Below are 13,335 nucleotides of genomic sequence, written 5' to 3'. Positions count from 1 at the left end.
CCACAGCAGGAGACCGGCGGCGGCCCGGAGCGGCCGCGGTGCCTGCAGGGATTCAGTTGTCGAAGCGTGAGGAGTTGTCGCGCGGTCCGCCGGTGGGTGGCTCTGTGCTGCGGGGGGCTGGCCCGCTGGGGCCGGAGCCTGGGCGTGGTGCGGGGGCATCGGGCCACCCGGCGCTGGGGCGGGAGCCCGAACGCACCGGCGTGAAGTCGGCATCGCTGATCGGAGAGCCCTGGGGGACACCGGAGGTGCCCAGGACTGGGCCGCGATCGGCCATGGGTTCAGCACCAGGGCCGCTGCGGCGGCTGGAGCGGGGCAGGTTGTCGGCACTGGCCACAGGGCGGCTGCCGCGGCGTGGCTCGTCCCGATCGCGGCGACGGGCCCCAAAGGAGAAGGCCCCAGGGCTGGTGCCAGCTGCTGGAGGGGAGTTGTCTGCCGGGGCGCCGTAGCGGCCGGCGCGGGGATCGTAGCTGGGTTCGGATCGCGGAGAGGGCCGGCCGCCTGGGCTGCTGGGGCTGTCCCACTCATCGGCGGGACGCGCCCCACGGCTGGCCGCCCGCTCCGGGATGGCAGTGCGTGCCGGTCGGCGGGGGCGGTACAGATCGTCATGGTCGTCGGTGAGCTCCTCACCGCGGGAGCGGATGCGACGGCGCAGGGGCTCCGGTTCGTCGAAGCGATCATTGTCGGTGCCCCACTGGTCCCGGCCACCCCCTACGCGGGGGCGGGGCCCCGGCTCCTCATCGTCGAAGTAGGAGGAACGACGCGCCTGTTCGGTGGTCACCCCCCGCAGGCGCACGCTTTCGTAGGCGAAAAAGACGGTGGTGCCGGCCAGCAGAAACTGGCCGAACTGCAGAATCGGGTCCAGCCGCCAGCCTTGGAAGAAGAGGATGCCGCCGCAGAGCAGCCCGATGGCGGCGAAGAAGACGTCATAGTCGCGGGCGAGGGCTGGCTTGAAACTGCGCATGAAATAGAGCAGCGCGCCTCCCACCGCCAGCACGATGCCGACGATGCTGGCCCAATTCAGGCTGGCATTGACCACAGCTGAAGCTCCTCAGGCAGATCGCATGACCACGTTCTCCCTCAGGAGAACCCGTTAAAACACTTTAGGGACCTTGGTCCCATGAGCCAGGTGCATCAGAGCTTGCGGTCGACCTGATCCTTCTGGCTGATGAACACAAGCGCGACGGCGATGGGCACGACCACGATCGCAGCGCCCCAGGCGAGGCTGTTGAGGAAATTGGCGAGGGATGGGGTCATGGCACGCTCAGCTTCGGCGGTGATCCTAGGCAGCCAGGGCGACTTCCTACGATGCTGTTCCCCTGTTCTTAGGGCTTTGTGACGGGTGCGACCCCCCTGCCTCTCGAGCTGTTTCTGGCCGTGCTTCCGGGGCTGAATCTGGCCCTTGGGCTGCTGCTGGCCGCTTGGACGCTGCTGTTTCTGTTTCGCATCGTGCTCACCTGGTATCCCCAGGTGGACCTCAGCCGCGGGTTGATGGCTCTGGTGGGCTGGCCCACTGAGCCGCTGCTGGCCCTCACCCGTCGGCTGGTGCCCCCGATCGGCGGGGTCGACGTCACACCGGTGATCTGGGTGGGGCTGATGAGCCTTCTGCGGGAACTGCTGGTGGGTCAGCAGGGGCTGATCACCCAGGCCTTGATGCGCGCCCAGGCCCTCGCCTCGAGCGCTTAACAGCCGGATCGCCCTCGTCTAACGCCCAGCGGTAGGCGGGAGCATGTCGTGTTCCACAAATTTGGTGTGCACGTCGCCCTGTTGGAACTCGGGTCGATCGAGCAGCGCCAGGTGGAACTCGATCGTGGTGGGGATTCCGGTGACGGCGCATTCCGAGAGCGCCCGGCGGAGACGCCGCAGGGCATGGTCCCGGTCGGTTCCCCAGACAATGATTTTGCCGATCAATGAGTCGTAGAAGGGCGGAATCTCGTAGCCCGTGTAGACGTGGCTGTCGACCCGCACCCCCGGACCACCGGGGGGTAGCCAGCCGGTGATCTTGCCAGGAGCAGGGCGGAAATTCTGGCGGGGGTCCTCGGCGTTGATGCGGCACTCGATCGCATGGCCGCGCAATTGCACATCTTCCTGGCAAAAGCTCAGGGGCTCACCGGCGGCGATGCGGATCTGCTCGGCGATCAGGTCGATCCCCGTGACCATCTCTGTGACCGGATGCTCCACCTGGATGCGCGTGTTCATCTCCATGAAATAGAAATTGCCGCTGCGATCCACCAGGAACTCCACGGTGCCGGCGCCCTCATAGGTGATGCTTCGGGCGGCGGCCACGGCGGCGTCTCCCATGCGCCGGCGCAATTCCGGATCGAGGGCTGGGCTGGGGGCTTCTTCGAGAAGTTTCTGGTGGCGTCGCTGGATCGAGCAGTCGCGCTCACCCAGGTGCACCACGTGGCCGTGGCGGTCCGCCAGGATCTGGACCTCGACATGGCGGGGCCGGTCGATGAACTTCTCCAGGTAAAGGCCCGGGTTGCCGAAGGCTGCTTCGGCCTCCCCCTGGGCCGCCTTGAACAGGCCGTCGAGCTGCTCGGCCTCGCTCACCAGCCGCATGCCGCGGCCGCCGCCACCGGCGGTGGCCTTGATCATCACGGGGTAGCCCATGGCGCCTGCCAGCTTCGCCGCCGCCTGAGGGCTGCTCAGCAGCCCCTCGCTGCCGGGGATGGTGGGCACGCCCACCCGCTGCATGGTCGCCTTGGCAGTGGATTTATCGCCCATCGCCCGGATCGCCTCGGGGGAGGGCCCGACGAAGCTGAGCCCATGGGCGGCGCAGATTTCGGCGAAGCGGTCGTTCTCGGCCAGGAAGCCGTAGCCCGGATGGATCGCATCGGCGCCGCGGGAGGTGGCCGCCGCAATGATGTTCGGGATGTTCAGGTAGCTCTTGGAACTGGGGGCTTCGCCCACGCAGACGGCCTCATCGGCCAATTGCACGTGCAGGGCGTTGCGATCGACCGTGCTGTAGACCGCGACGGTTGGGATGCCGAGCTCGCGACAGCTGCGCAGGATCCGGAGTGCGATCTCGCCGCGGTTGGCGATCAGCAATTTGCCGATGGGCATCCGAAGCGGCAGTGGGAGGGCAGGCCGCTGCGGACTGTATCAGCGCCGCGTGGGGAAGCTGATGGGTATATTGCTCATCCGGGGGGCTTTTCGGAGCCAGCCGGCCACGCGGATGTGGTGGAATTGGTAGACACGCACGTTTGAGGGGCGTGTGGCTTCGGCTTTACGAGTTCAAGTCTCGTCATCCGCATTTTTCTTTTCCAAAACTCGGCCGCCCTCCGTGACAGCTGCACAGCCGGGTCCGGGTCTCAACGGCACTTCCGCCCCCGCCTCCGGCGTCGATGCCGAGGCTGCGATCGTTCTGGTCAGCAACGGCCCCGGTGAACTGGCCACCTGGGTCCGGCCCCTCGCCCAGCGCCTGCATGGGGAGTTGCCCTTGAGGCCCCGGGAGCCGAAGGCGCCCATCGACATGCTGCTGGTGCTGGTGCCGTGCCCCAATGCCACCGGCAGTGAGGCGCCGGTGGCCCGGGCCACGGGTCTGTTCAGCCGGGTGCTGCCCGCCGGGCGTTTCTGGTGGCTCCTGCTGCGGCCCCGGCGCCATGGCCCCTGGCCCAAGCAGGGGGTGGTGGTGTTCCTGGGCGGTGACCAGTTCTGGACGGTGCTGCTCTCCTGGCGTCTGGGTTACCGCCACCTCACCTACGCCGAGTGGGTGGCCCGCTGGCCCCGTTGGAACGACCGCATTGCCGCCATGGGGCCCCAGGCCGCCGGCCGTCTGGCTCCGCGCTGGCGCCAGCGCTGCGAGGTGGTGGGGGATCTGATGGCGGACCTCTCCGAATCGGCGCGCAGTGAGGCCCCCCTGCCGGCGGGGGAATGGGTGGCGCTGCTGCCAGGCTCCAAGCGGGCCAAATTGCAGGTGGGGGTGCCCTTTCTGCTGGAGACAGCCGATCGCCTGCGGGCGCGGCGTCCCGGCTGCCGCTTCCTGTTGCCGGTGGCCCCCACCACCAACGTCGAGGAATTGCTGCGCTACGGCGGCCCGGACAACCCGCTGCAACGGCATTACGGCCAGGGGGCGCCGTGGTCGCGGGAGCTGGCGGGGGAGCGCTGGCTGGAGACCCCCGCCGGAACGCTGATTCGCCTGGTGGAGGTGCAGCCAGCCCACAGCGTCCTCAGCCAGTGCGCCCTCGCCCTCACCACCGTGGGTGCCAACACCGCCGAGCTGGGGGCCCTGGCGGTGCCGATGCTGGTGTTGGTGCCCACCCAGCATCTCCAGGTGATGCAGGCCTGGGACGGCTGGCTGGGGCTCCTGGCCCGGCTGCCGCTGCTGCGCTGGCTGCTGGGGGTGGCACTCACCGCCTGGCGTATGCGCCAGCGGGGGTTTCTGGCCTGGCCGAACATCTCCGCGGGCCGGTTGGTGGTGCCCGAGCGGGTGGGCGCGATCACGCCGGCGGAGATCGCCGCCGAGGCCGCCGATTGGCTGGAGCACCCCCAGCGCCTGGAAGGCGTACGCGAGGACCTGCGCAGCCTGCGGGGCCATCCCGGGGCCGTGGCGGCCCTGGCACGGCTGGTGCGGGAGCTGCTGCCGGCTCCCGGAGCTGCCTAGCCTGGCGGCACGCTCTCCACCGCTCCGATGTCGGTTTCCGGTTCAGATCCCCTCAGCCCTGCCCCTTGCTCCCTGCCCTCCGGCCTGGCCCGTGACGAGCGCTCCGAGGAGGCCTGGCGCGAACGCCTGACGCCAGAACAGTTCCAGGTGGCCCGCCGGGGTGGCACCGAGCGTGCCTTCACAGGCCGCTACTGGAACCACAAGGGCGAGGGGATGTACCGCTGCATCTGCTGCGGGGCGGAGTTGTTTGATTCCGCCACCAAGTTCGAGTCGGGCACCGGCTGGCCCAGTTTCTGGGATGGGGCGACCCCGGGGGCCATCACCCGCCTTGAAGACCGCAGCCACGGCATGGCCCGTACGGAGATCCGCTGCGCCAGCTGCGACGCCCACCTGGGGCACGTGTTCCCCGATGGGCCCCGGCCCACAGGGGAGCGCTACTGCGTCAATTCGGCCTCTTTGGACTTTCAGGACCGTCGAGCGGGGCTGGGCTGAGGCGATCCTGGGGCCGTTCGGGCTCAGCTCACCAGGGGTCGTCGATGGGGGAGCTGCGCCCTTCGCTGGGCCGGCCCCCGAACCCTTCGGTGTCATCCAACGGTTCCGCCTCCACATCCAACGGCTCCTGGAGGGGGGGCTGGCGGCTCGGGGTGCGGGGTTTGATCGGCAACTCTCTTGGCGGGGGGACGTCATCGCGAACAGCCCCGTGACCTTCTCCACGATCGGCACCTCGGGTGGGGCGGCGGTCATCGAAGGGTTCGGGGCTGCGCGCAGCACGGCGTAGCGGAGGGCGTTCGTTGAGGGGCTCATCGAGCGCAGCCCTGGGCTCGGAGGAGAAGCTGGGTTCGCCGTAGCGCTCCCGCGGGGACGGTCGATCGCGGTCGTCGTCGTAGCCATAACGCTCAACTCTCGGCCGCTCGCTACGGGTGGGCTCCTGGTCGCGACCATGGGTGCGGGGGCGTTCGTAGGGATCGCGCTCGGCGGAGCTTCCGTCGCCGTAGCGATCTTCCTCATCGAGGTAGCGGCGCTGGCGCAGGGGTTCCTGCTGGCGACCTTCCAGCTCGACATACTCCAGTTCAGGTTCGGGCTCGAAGCTGCGCGTGGTGGCCGGCTGGATGCGGCGCTGGGAGGGCTCAGTGGCCTGCCCGGCCGCCAGCTGGTTCTCCACCGGCACCATGTTGAGCCGGTAGCGGTCCCGTTCCTCCTGGTCCCAGCCCGGGCCCCCGATGCCCAGCTTCTCCAGCAGACCGGTGCCCAGTTGCTTGAGCTTCTCCTCGGCGCCCTCATAGACAATGATCCGGTCAGGCCCGCTACTGACGATCTCCCCCACCGCCAGCTCCCAGGTGCTCAGCACCCCCTCCCCCAGCAGCGGCAAGCCCAGGGCGCCCAGCACCAGGGTCGTGAGATCGCCGGTTTCGATGTCGAAGCTGAAGCCCAGGACCCTCCCCAGCTGCTCTCCGGCTTCGGTGATCACCTGGCAATTGATCACCTTGCTGAAACGCTCTGGGTTGAAGCCCTCGGTGAGCGAGTCCGCCGAGTCCACCAGGATCACATCACCGACCTGACGGATCCGGTCCAGGGGCATCCAGCGGGGCAGGCCTGGCAGGAAGCGGGTGAGGGGGTTGTCGCGCAGCCCCAGGGCCACCACTTCGCGACGGTCGATGTCCACCACCACTTCACCCACCACCCCCAGCCGGCGCCCGGTGTCGCGGGTGATCACCTGGGTGCCCATCAGCTCGGAGCGCAGCCAGAGGCGGTCGCTGGGGGCGGCGCCGACGGGGTCGGCGGAAGGGGGAAGGCTTGCCATCCGCTTCATTGTGGCCCACCAGTGCGGGCTACGCCGCCGGAGGTAACCCGACCACCTGGGTGTGGGCGCCGCGGGCCTGGGTGACACCGATGGTGCGGGTGGCGGCGGCGATCATCGGCCGCCGGTGGCTCACCACCATGAACTGCGCCTGGCCCGCCTGTTGGGCGATCAGCGCCGCCAGCCGCTCCACGTTCACCCCGTCCAGAAAGCTGTCCACCTCATCGAGGGCATAGAAGGGTGAGGGGCGGAAACGCTGCAGGGCGAACAGGAAGCTGAGGGCCGTCAGCGATTTCTCCCCCCCCGACATCGAGGCCAGCCGCCGCACCGCCTTTCCTTTGGGATGGGCCACCAGCGTGAGCCCCCCCTCCAAAGGCGCCTCGGGGTTCTCCAGCTGCAGGTGGCCTTCGCCCTCGGACAGACCCGCGAAGATCTCGCGGAAGTGGCGATCCACCGCCGTGAAAGCCTCCATGAAGGCCTCCTGGCGCAAGGTGGCCACGGTTTCGATGCGCAGCAGAAGCTCTTCGCGCTCCTTGCAGAGCACCTCCAGCCGCGCCTCCAGCTCCGCAAGCCGCTGCTCCAACTGTTCGAGTTCCTCCAGGGCGAGCATGTTGACCGGCTCCAGGGCCTCCATGCGTTGCTGCAGCCTGCGCAGCTCCAGTTGCAGGGACTCCAGTCCGGCCTCCCGCAGCTCATCGCTCAGCTCCGGCAGGGGGTCGGGCAGGTCCCGCTCCAGTTGCTCCAGCCGCAGGCCCTCGCTACGTTCCTGCTCGGCCAGGGCCAGCAGCTCTTCCCCCAGCCTCTGGAGCTCCCACTGGCGCTGCTGCAGGGCCTGGCGCTGGGCGGACACCTGGGCTTCGGCGCCATCCCGGGCCCGGCGGCGCTCCCCGAAGCGTTGTTGCAGCTCCTGCTGCTGGGCCTCAAGCGCGGACCGGCGCTCCTGTTCCTGCTTCTGCTGCGTGCGCCAGAGGCCGTGCTCCTGGGCCAGGGCCTGCACCTCCTGGCTGAGCCGCCGTTCATCGGCGCCGAGGCTTTCGAGCTGATTGCCCAGCCGCTCGATCGCCAGGCCCCTCTCCCGCCGGGCCGCCAGGAGGGCGTCCCTGGTCCGGCGGGCTTCGGCCAGGGCCCCATCGGCGTTGCTGAGCTCCTGCTCCAGGCCCTGCCAGCGACCGCTGTCAGCGGAACCCTGGGCGGCCGCCTCGGCCGCTTCCAGGGCCGCCAGGCGCTCCAGCAGCGGCGCCAGTTCCGCTTCCAGAGCGGCCAGTCGCTGGCTGTGCTCCGCCAGGGCCGCACCGGCCTGTTGCCGGCGGTCGCTGAGGTTGTGCTGCCGTTGGAGCATCGGTCCATGGGCCCTGCGGGCCGCCTGGCGCTCGGCCTCCAGGGCCGCCTGGCGCTGCTGTTGGCGCTGCAACTCGGGGCGCAGGGTCTCGAGTCGCTGGCCCAGCTGGGCCTCCTGGCGGCGGCTGGCCACGAGCGTTTCACCGACCTCCAGCAGACGCCGACGCAGGGGTTCGGCCTCGTCGTGGTCGCTGGCGCTGCCGAAGCTGAGCCGGTCGGCGCGCAGCTGCAGGCTGCCGCCGGTCATGGCCCCACTTTTTTCAAGAAGCTCGCCTTCCAGGGTCACGGCCCGGCAACGGCCCAGCTCGGCGCGGGCGCTGGCCAGGTCGCTGAACACCAGGGTGTCGCCGAAGACGTAGCGGAACACTTCGGCGTAGACCGGCTCGCAGCGCAACAACTCGACGGCACGGCCCACCAGGCCACCAGAGCCGTCGCCGGGGCCCCGGCCCCGCTCAAAGGCGGCTCCGCCACCACTGCCACCGCCTGTGCCGCGGATCTTGTTCAGGGGCAGGAAGGTGAGCCGGCCCGCCTTGCGGCTCTTGAGCAGCTGGATCGCCCTGGCGGCGATGCGGTCGTCATCCACCACCACCTGGCCGAGCCGGGCGCCGGCGGCCACTTCCAGGGCCAACCGGTGGCGCTCCTCCACCTCCGCCAGCTGGGCCACGGGCCCGTGAAGGCCCTCCAGCCCCGACTCCAGCAGCATCCGCAGGGCGCCGGTGCCGCGGCTCTCCTGCAGGGCCTCGCGGCGGCTCTCCAGCCGGGCGATCTCCCGCTCCAGCTGGGTCTGCTCCTGCTCCAACCGGGCGCGGGTGCGCTGCTGGAGGGCCAGGGCTTCGGCCAGCTCCTGGGCCCGGGTCTGGTCCATTTTGAGCGCCTCCAGGAGTTGTTGCCATTCCGACTCCAGGGCCACCAGCCCCTGCTGCACGCTGGCGCTGCTCCCAGCCTCCTGTTGCAATTCCTCCGCGAGTTCCCCCAGGCGTTCCTGTTCCTGGCGCAGGCGCTCTCCCCGTTGCTGCTGCTCCGCCAGCAGCGGGCCGCTGCGGGCCTGGAGCTCCTGGCGCTCGCGGCTGCGCTGCTGCTGCTCCTGCAGCCAGGTGCCCGAGCGCCCTGCCACCTCCCCGAGCCGGCGGCGGGAGAGTTCCACGGCCGCCTCGCCGGCGCGGCAGGCCGCTTCGGCATGCTCAAGGGCGGCCGGGTCGTCGCTTTCGTAGAGGTTGCGCTGTTGGTTGCGCAGCTCCACCTGCTGCTCGGCCAGCTGGCGGCGCTGGCGCTGGAAGGCTTCGGCGCTCTGCTGGTGCTTTTCCCCCTGGCGGGCCAGTTCCCGGCCGCTGGCCTCCAGCCCCGCCAGCTCCGATTGCACCGCGAGCAGGGCGTCTTCCCCAAGGGCCTTGACGTCTTTCTGCAGCGCCTCCAGTTCCTGGTTGGCGCGCTGCAACTCCAGCTCGGCCGCGGCGAGAGCCTCGCGCTCGCTCAATTGCTGCTGGCCGAGGGCCGTCTGGCGCCGTTGGAGCTGCTGGAGCTGGCCCCGGGCCGCCTCCACCACCAGCACCTGCTCCTGCAGGCGCCCCAGGTGGTGGCGCTGGCGCAGGTCTTGATAAGTGCGTGCCTTGGCGCAGTCGCGCTCAAGCTTCTGACGGTTGGCGAGCAACTCCTGCTCGACGATGCGGCAGCGTTCTTCGCGTTCCTGCACCTCCTCGAGCTTGGCTCTGCTCTGCTCGATGCGGCTGTCGAACAGGGCCACACCGGCCAGTTCATCGATCAGGCCGCGGCGGTCCCGGGCCCCCATCGACACGATGCGGGTGACGTCCCCCTGCATCACCACGTTGCTGCCCTCCGGATCCACCCGCAGGCGCCGCAGCTGGGTCTGGAGCTGCTGCAGGTTGCAGGGGATGCCGTCGGCGGCATAGCTGCTGCTGTAGGTGCCCCCCGGGGCGACGCGCAGGCGCCGGGTCACCGTCCATTCCGTCTGGCCGGCCTTGATCCAGGGGCCATCAGCGCTGGGCTCCAGGCCCGCCTCGGCCTCGTCCGGTGCCCAGTCGCTGAGATCGAAGCGCACGCTCACCACCGTTTCGGCGGCCTTGCCCTCGCGGAGCATGGCGCTGTTGATCAGGTCCGGGAGCCGCTCGGCGCGCATGCCGCGGCTGTTGGCGAGGCCCAGGCAGAACAGGACACCATCGAGGATGTTGCTCTTGCCTGAGCCGTTCGGCCCGGTGACCACCGTGAAACCCTCGTCCAACGGAATCGTCAGGGATCCGCCGAAGGACTTGAAGTGGGTGAGACCGACCTGATTGATGTGAACCAACAGGCCCGTGCGCCGAGCGAGGCAAATGTAGCGGCTGCGCTCACAATCTCAAGGGTGCTGCCTACCTTGAGGGAACCCTGCGCGCCCGCGCCCCCTTCCCCATGACCACGGACACTCCCACGGGCAGCCACGACCGCTTCCGCGAGCGCTTCGAGACGCTGCTGCCCACGATTCAGAAGGAATGGCCCCAGGTGGCCCGTGACACCCTTGAGGCCACCCGAGGCAGCTTCGATGAGGTGGTGTCGGTGATCACTGAGCAGACCGGGCGCACCGCCCACGGGGTGCAGGAGCAGCTGCTGCAATTGCTGCACGTGGCCGGCGACCATGGTCGCCACCTGGCCGACACCCTCGAACCCCTGGAGCGCCAGCTGGAGCACCTGCTCGATGAGCTCAACACCACCCTGCGGCCAAAGATCGAGAAGCCCGTGCGCGAGAAGCCGCTGCTGGCCCTCGGCATCGCCGCCGGCGTCGGGCTGCTCACCGGTCTGCTGCTGGCCTCGGGCCGCCGTTCCGCATGAGCAACACCGGCCGGGTCACGGCGATCGTCGCCTCGGTGATGGATCTCCATGTGCGCATCGCCCTGCAGGAGGTGGACCGGGAGAAGCGGCGGCTGATCGCCGGGGCACTGCTGCTCAGTGGCGGCCTGGTGCTGGTGCTGCTGTCGCTGATCGCCGCCGAAACTGCCCTGCTGATCTGGTTCCACAGTGCCAAGGGCCTGGATTGGACCACCGCCGCCTTGGTGGTGGGGGCGATCAATCTGGTGGTGGCGGGGCTGTTCCTGCGCATCGGCGGCCAGCTCACCAAGGGCCCCTATTTGCCCGATACGATCGCCGGCCTCAGCAAGACCACCCGGGCGGTGCTGGGGCGGGATTAAGGGGCGTCAAAACGGATCCCCGGCGCTTCGGCCACGGCGGCCAGGCGCCGATCAAGGCTCCAGAGGCTGGCCTGGCTGAGCAGGTCAGCTGGTGGTTGTCGATCTCCTGAATCACTTCCAGGCGCTGTCCATGCCCGCGGCAGGGAGGGCTTTCCGCAGACGCAGGATTGAGGCCCCTTGGCGCAGGTTCCCGTAGGCCAGCTCGCCAAGCACGAAGGGGTGGCTCAACACCTGCTGATCGCCGAGCGCAAGGGAGAGCGGCCCATGTTGGCTGCCCAGGTGACCCACCCAGAGCGAGGTGTCCACAAGGATCACGGCAGGATCGCGGCCGGATCGGGCGACGCCTCGGGATCGGCTGCAGCTCGGGTTCAGTGCCGCCGCGCAAGGCCAGACGCCGGGCACTCTCCCCCTCAATCAGGGCCTAGAGGGCCTGCTGGAGCAGCTGGGTGCGTTCGGGAATACCGGAGAGTTCATTGGCCTGGGCCAGCAACTGATCGTCCAGGGTGACGGTGGTGCGCATGGTCTGCTTGGGCTGGTGGCGTCGGGGTGCTGGCTGGCATCAGATTGGGCCTCGATTGATGCGCTGATCGCCTTGGATCAGCGCCCTTCCAGCAGCCGCAGCACCGCCTGGGTGCGGTTGGTGACCCCTAACTTCTGCATGATTCCGTGGCCGTGCACGCGCACGGTGCCGAGGCTGATGCCGAGGGTTGCGGCGATCTGTTGGTTGCTCCAGCCCTGCGCCATCGCCTCCAGCACCTCCCGTTCGCGGGGGGTGAGCCGGACGAGGCCGGGGCTGTTGCTGGGCTGGGGCCCCCTGGGCTCGGTGGCCTGGTGTTGATCCGCTGTCTCAGGCGGCTGACCCAGGTCCCGCAGAGCCGCCGTGGCCTGGGCATCCCACCAGGACGCTCCCCGTAGCAGGGTTTCGATCGCCAGTTGCAGGTCGTGGGCCGACACGCCCTTGCGCACGTAGCCGCGGGCGCCGGCCAGGAGCAAGCGCCGGCAGGCGGCAGGGTCCTCCTGGCTGGTGATCACCAGCACCGGTAGCTCCGGGTAATCGCTGGCGATCCGCCGGCAGGTTTCGAGTCCCCCCAGTCCCGGCAGCCCCAGATCCAGCAGCACCACCTCCACCGCCTGCCGGCGCAGCAGTTCCAGGGCCTGTTCGCCGTCGCTGGCGGTGAGCACGCCCTCGATCCGTTCGAAGCCGGCCAGGGTGATCTCCAGCCCCAGGCGAAACAGCTCGTCGTCTTCGACCACCAGGCAACGGGCCATCTCAGGCCTCCTTGGCCTGGATGGGCAGGTCCACCTCGATCACCGCCCCGCCCCCAGTCCGGTTGCGCAGGGCGATCGTGCCGCCGTGGGCGCTGACGATCTGACGGCAGAGGTAGAGGCCCAGACCACTGCCCTGGCGGTCTGCTGAGAGCCGGTGAAAGCGCCGAAACAGGTTCGGCAGCTCCTCTACAGGAACCCCCGGGCCGTGGTCGATCACCAGGAGCCGGTGGGCGGAGCCCAGGGCCGCCAGCGTCACCAGGATCTGGCCGCCACGCAGGCTGTGGTGGATCGCATTGAGCAGCAGGTTCTCCACCAGCCGCCGCAGTTGCACGGGGTCGCCGACCAGGGTGTGCGCCTGGCGCTGGCCGCTGCCCATGAAGGTCAGCCGAATCGTCAGCTGCCGTTCCTGCGCCAGGGCGCTCACCTCTGTGATCACCTCTTCCACCAGCTGGCTCAGATCCAGGCGCTCTGGGCACAACCTCAGCCCTTCGGCGTCGTTGCCGTAGACCTCCAGCAGGGTCTGGATCTGGCGCAGGGCGCGGGTCTGGCCGCGCTCGATCGTGGCGATCGCCCGGCTCAGCAGCGCTCCATCGGGCCGTTGCTGCTCCCCCAGCAGCTTCGTGGTGGCGATCGTGCCGAGGATCGGCGTCTTGAGGTCGTGGGCCAGGGTGGCGACGAAGTCGCTGCGCAGATCCTCGACGCTGAGACGGGCCTGAAGGTCGAGCCGCTGGCGCTGCAGGGCCTGAACCCGCAGGCACTGGCCCGCGGTGACGAGCAGGGCGCCACAGACCAGCAGCCGGTTGACGACGACGGGGCCCTCCAGGGTCACCGGGGGTGGCAGCACCAGGTTGAGCAAGGTGAGCACGCAGACCAGGAGCGCGTAACCCCAGAGCGTGCGCGCCGCGGCCGACGTGCCCAGGCGCAGCATCGGGATCACGTAGAGGATGCCGAAGACGATGTCCTGGGGCGTGACGAATTCCAGGACGGCGGCGGCCATGGTCATCACCGCCGCCGTCATCACCGCCCCCTGGCCACCGGCGGCTCCCAGGGGGCCTATAGCCCTGGGTAGAGGCCCGTTCGCCCGATTCATACCCACCGGCAGATGCGGACGCTCCAGCGCCCGGCGGAAAGTGACGGAGTTCACCGCAACG

At 69.5% G+C, this 13,335-nt stretch carries 14 protein-coding genes and 1 tRNA gene; 6 read left to right on the top strand and 9 right to left on the bottom strand.

Annotated elements, in window-relative coordinates; translation table 11 throughout:
* Positions 1 to 52 precede the first annotated feature (52 nt).
* The gene (locus KBY88_RS14080) at positions 53 to 1,036 is read right to left on the bottom strand and encodes a Ycf66 family protein (protein WP_254940574.1); all 984 of its coding nucleotides are present in this window, start codon (positions 1,034 to 1,036) and stop codon (positions 53 to 55) included.
* A 95-nt stretch (positions 1,037 to 1,131) separates the two neighbouring features.
* A complete protein-coding gene (gene psbX, locus KBY88_RS14075) occupies positions 1,132 to 1,254 on the bottom strand; it encodes a photosystem II reaction center X protein (protein ID WP_254940573.1) in 123 nt (40 codons plus the stop codon).
* Between the two features lie 78 nt (positions 1,255 to 1,332).
* Here psbX and KBY88_RS14070 point away from each other — a divergent pair, with 78 nt between their 5' ends.
* A complete protein-coding gene (locus KBY88_RS14070) occupies positions 1,333 to 1,683 on the top strand; it encodes a YggT family protein (protein ID WP_254940572.1) in 351 nt (116 codons plus the stop codon).
* Between the two features lie 18 nt (positions 1,684 to 1,701).
* On the opposite strand, the gene accC is transcribed toward KBY88_RS14070, so the two are convergent.
* On the bottom strand, positions 1,702 to 3,063 hold the full coding sequence (gene accC / locus KBY88_RS14065) for an acetyl-CoA carboxylase biotin carboxylase subunit (protein WP_254940571.1): 1,362 nt from the start codon (positions 3,061 to 3,063) through the stop codon (positions 1,702 to 1,704).
* Positions 3,064 to 3,171: 108 nt separating this feature from the next.
* Here accC and KBY88_RS14060 point away from each other — a divergent pair.
* The 3 genes from KBY88_RS14060 to msrB all read left to right on the top strand — a co-directional run bounded on the left by KBY88_RS14060 (position 3,172) and on the right by msrB (position 5,095).
* Positions 3,172 to 3,253, top strand: a tRNA-Leu gene (locus KBY88_RS14060).
* 105 nt (positions 3,254 to 3,358) lie between these two features.
* On the top strand, positions 3,359 to 4,603 hold the full coding sequence (locus KBY88_RS14055; protein WP_254940610.1) for a glycosyltransferase family protein: 1,245 nt from the start codon (positions 3,359 to 3,361) through the stop codon (positions 4,601 to 4,603).
* Positions 4,604 to 4,630: 27 nt separating this feature from the next.
* Positions 4,631 to 5,095 (top strand): peptide-methionine (R)-S-oxide reductase MsrB, encoded by a 465-nt coding sequence (gene msrB / locus KBY88_RS14050; RefSeq protein WP_254940570.1) that lies wholly within the window; start codon positions 4,631 to 4,633, stop codon positions 5,093 to 5,095.
* A gap of 28 nt (positions 5,096 to 5,123) precedes the next feature.
* On the opposite strand, the gene KBY88_RS14045 is transcribed toward msrB, so the two are convergent.
* Both KBY88_RS14045 and smc read right to left on the bottom strand, forming a co-directional pair.
* Positions 5,124 to 6,404: a PRC-barrel domain-containing protein gene (locus KBY88_RS14045; RefSeq protein WP_254940569.1), complete on the bottom strand. Its 1,281-nt coding sequence runs from the start codon at positions 6,402 to 6,404 to the stop codon at positions 5,124 to 5,126.
* A gap of 28 nt (positions 6,405 to 6,432) precedes the next feature.
* Positions 6,433 to 10,041, bottom strand: a complete 3,609-nt coding sequence (gene smc / locus KBY88_RS14040; RefSeq protein ID WP_254940568.1) for a chromosome segregation protein SMC — start codon at positions 10,039 to 10,041, stop codon at positions 6,433 to 6,435.
* Between the two features lie 101 nt (positions 10,042 to 10,142).
* Here smc and KBY88_RS14035 point away from each other — a divergent pair, with 101 nt between their 5' ends.
* Together KBY88_RS14035 and KBY88_RS14030 are read left to right on the top strand one after the other, a co-directional pair.
* On the top strand, positions 10,143 to 10,559 hold the full coding sequence (locus KBY88_RS14035; protein WP_254940567.1) for a glycine zipper domain-containing protein: 417 nt from the start codon (positions 10,143 to 10,145) through the stop codon (positions 10,557 to 10,559).
* Complete coding sequence (locus KBY88_RS14030) at positions 10,556 to 10,915, top strand: phage holin family protein (protein ID WP_254940566.1); 360 nt, start codon at positions 10,556 to 10,558, stop codon at positions 10,913 to 10,915. The genes KBY88_RS14035 and KBY88_RS14030 overlap by 4 nt, the downstream gene beginning before the upstream one ends.
* Positions 10,916 to 11,026: 111 nt before the next feature.
* On the opposite strand, the gene KBY88_RS14025 is transcribed toward KBY88_RS14030, so the two are convergent.
* From KBY88_RS14025 to KBY88_RS14010, 4 genes are all read right to left on the bottom strand, one after another.
* A complete protein-coding gene (locus KBY88_RS14025) occupies positions 11,027 to 11,221 on the bottom strand; it encodes a hypothetical protein (protein WP_254940565.1) in 195 nt (64 codons plus the stop codon).
* A 115-nt stretch (positions 11,222 to 11,336) separates the two neighbouring features.
* Entirely contained in the window at positions 11,337 to 11,435 is a 99-nt protein-coding gene (locus KBY88_RS14020) for a type II toxin-antitoxin system VapB family antitoxin (RefSeq protein WP_254940564.1), read from the bottom strand.
* Positions 11,436 to 11,512: 77 nt separating this feature from the next.
* Positions 11,513 to 12,184, bottom strand: a complete 672-nt coding sequence (locus tag KBY88_RS14015; RefSeq protein ID WP_254940563.1) for a response regulator transcription factor — start codon at positions 12,182 to 12,184, stop codon at positions 11,513 to 11,515.
* Position 12,185: 1 nt separating this feature from the next.
* On the bottom strand, positions 12,186 to 13,328 hold the full coding sequence (locus KBY88_RS14010; RefSeq protein WP_254940562.1) for a sensor histidine kinase: 1,143 nt from the start codon (positions 13,326 to 13,328) through the stop codon (positions 12,186 to 12,188).
* Between the last annotated feature and the right edge of the window lie 7 nt (positions 13,329 to 13,335).

The sequence above is a fragment of the Cyanobium sp. Morenito 9A2 genome, assembly GCF_024345575.1.
Classification (GTDB): Bacteria; Cyanobacteriota; Cyanobacteriia; order PCC-6307; family Cyanobiaceae; genus ATX-6F1.
This window is presented reverse-complemented; position numbering and strand designations above follow the sequence as displayed.

Bases quoted from the DNA above. Each gene is read 5' to 3' on its own strand.
- psbX (WP_254940573.1), bottom strand. From the start codon at position 1,254: ATGACCCCATCCCTCGCCAATTTCCTCAACAGCCTCGCCTGGGGCGCT.
- accC (WP_254940571.1), bottom strand. From the start codon at position 3,063: ATGCCCATCGGCAAATTGCTGATCGCCAACCGCGGCGAGATCGCACTC.
- msrB (WP_254940570.1), top strand. From the start codon at position 4,631: ATGTCGGTTTCCGGTTCAGATCCCCTCAGCCCTGCCCCTTGCTCCCTG.
- KBY88_RS14045 (WP_254940569.1), bottom strand. From the start codon at position 6,404: ATGGCAAGCCTTCCCCCTTCCGCCGACCCCGTCGGCGCCGCCCCCAGC.
- KBY88_RS14035 (WP_254940567.1), top strand. From the start codon at position 10,143: ATGACCACGGACACTCCCACGGGCAGCCACGACCGCTTCCGCGAGCGC.
- KBY88_RS14030 (WP_254940566.1), top strand. From the start codon at position 10,556: ATGAGCAACACCGGCCGGGTCACGGCGATCGTCGCCTCGGTGATGGAT.
- KBY88_RS14020 (WP_254940564.1), bottom strand. From the start codon at position 11,435: ATGCGCACCACCGTCACCCTGGACGATCAGTTGCTGGCCCAGGCCAAT.
- KBY88_RS14015 (WP_254940563.1), bottom strand. From the start codon at position 12,184: ATGGCCCGTTGCCTGGTGGTCGAAGACGACGAGCTGTTTCGCCTGGGG.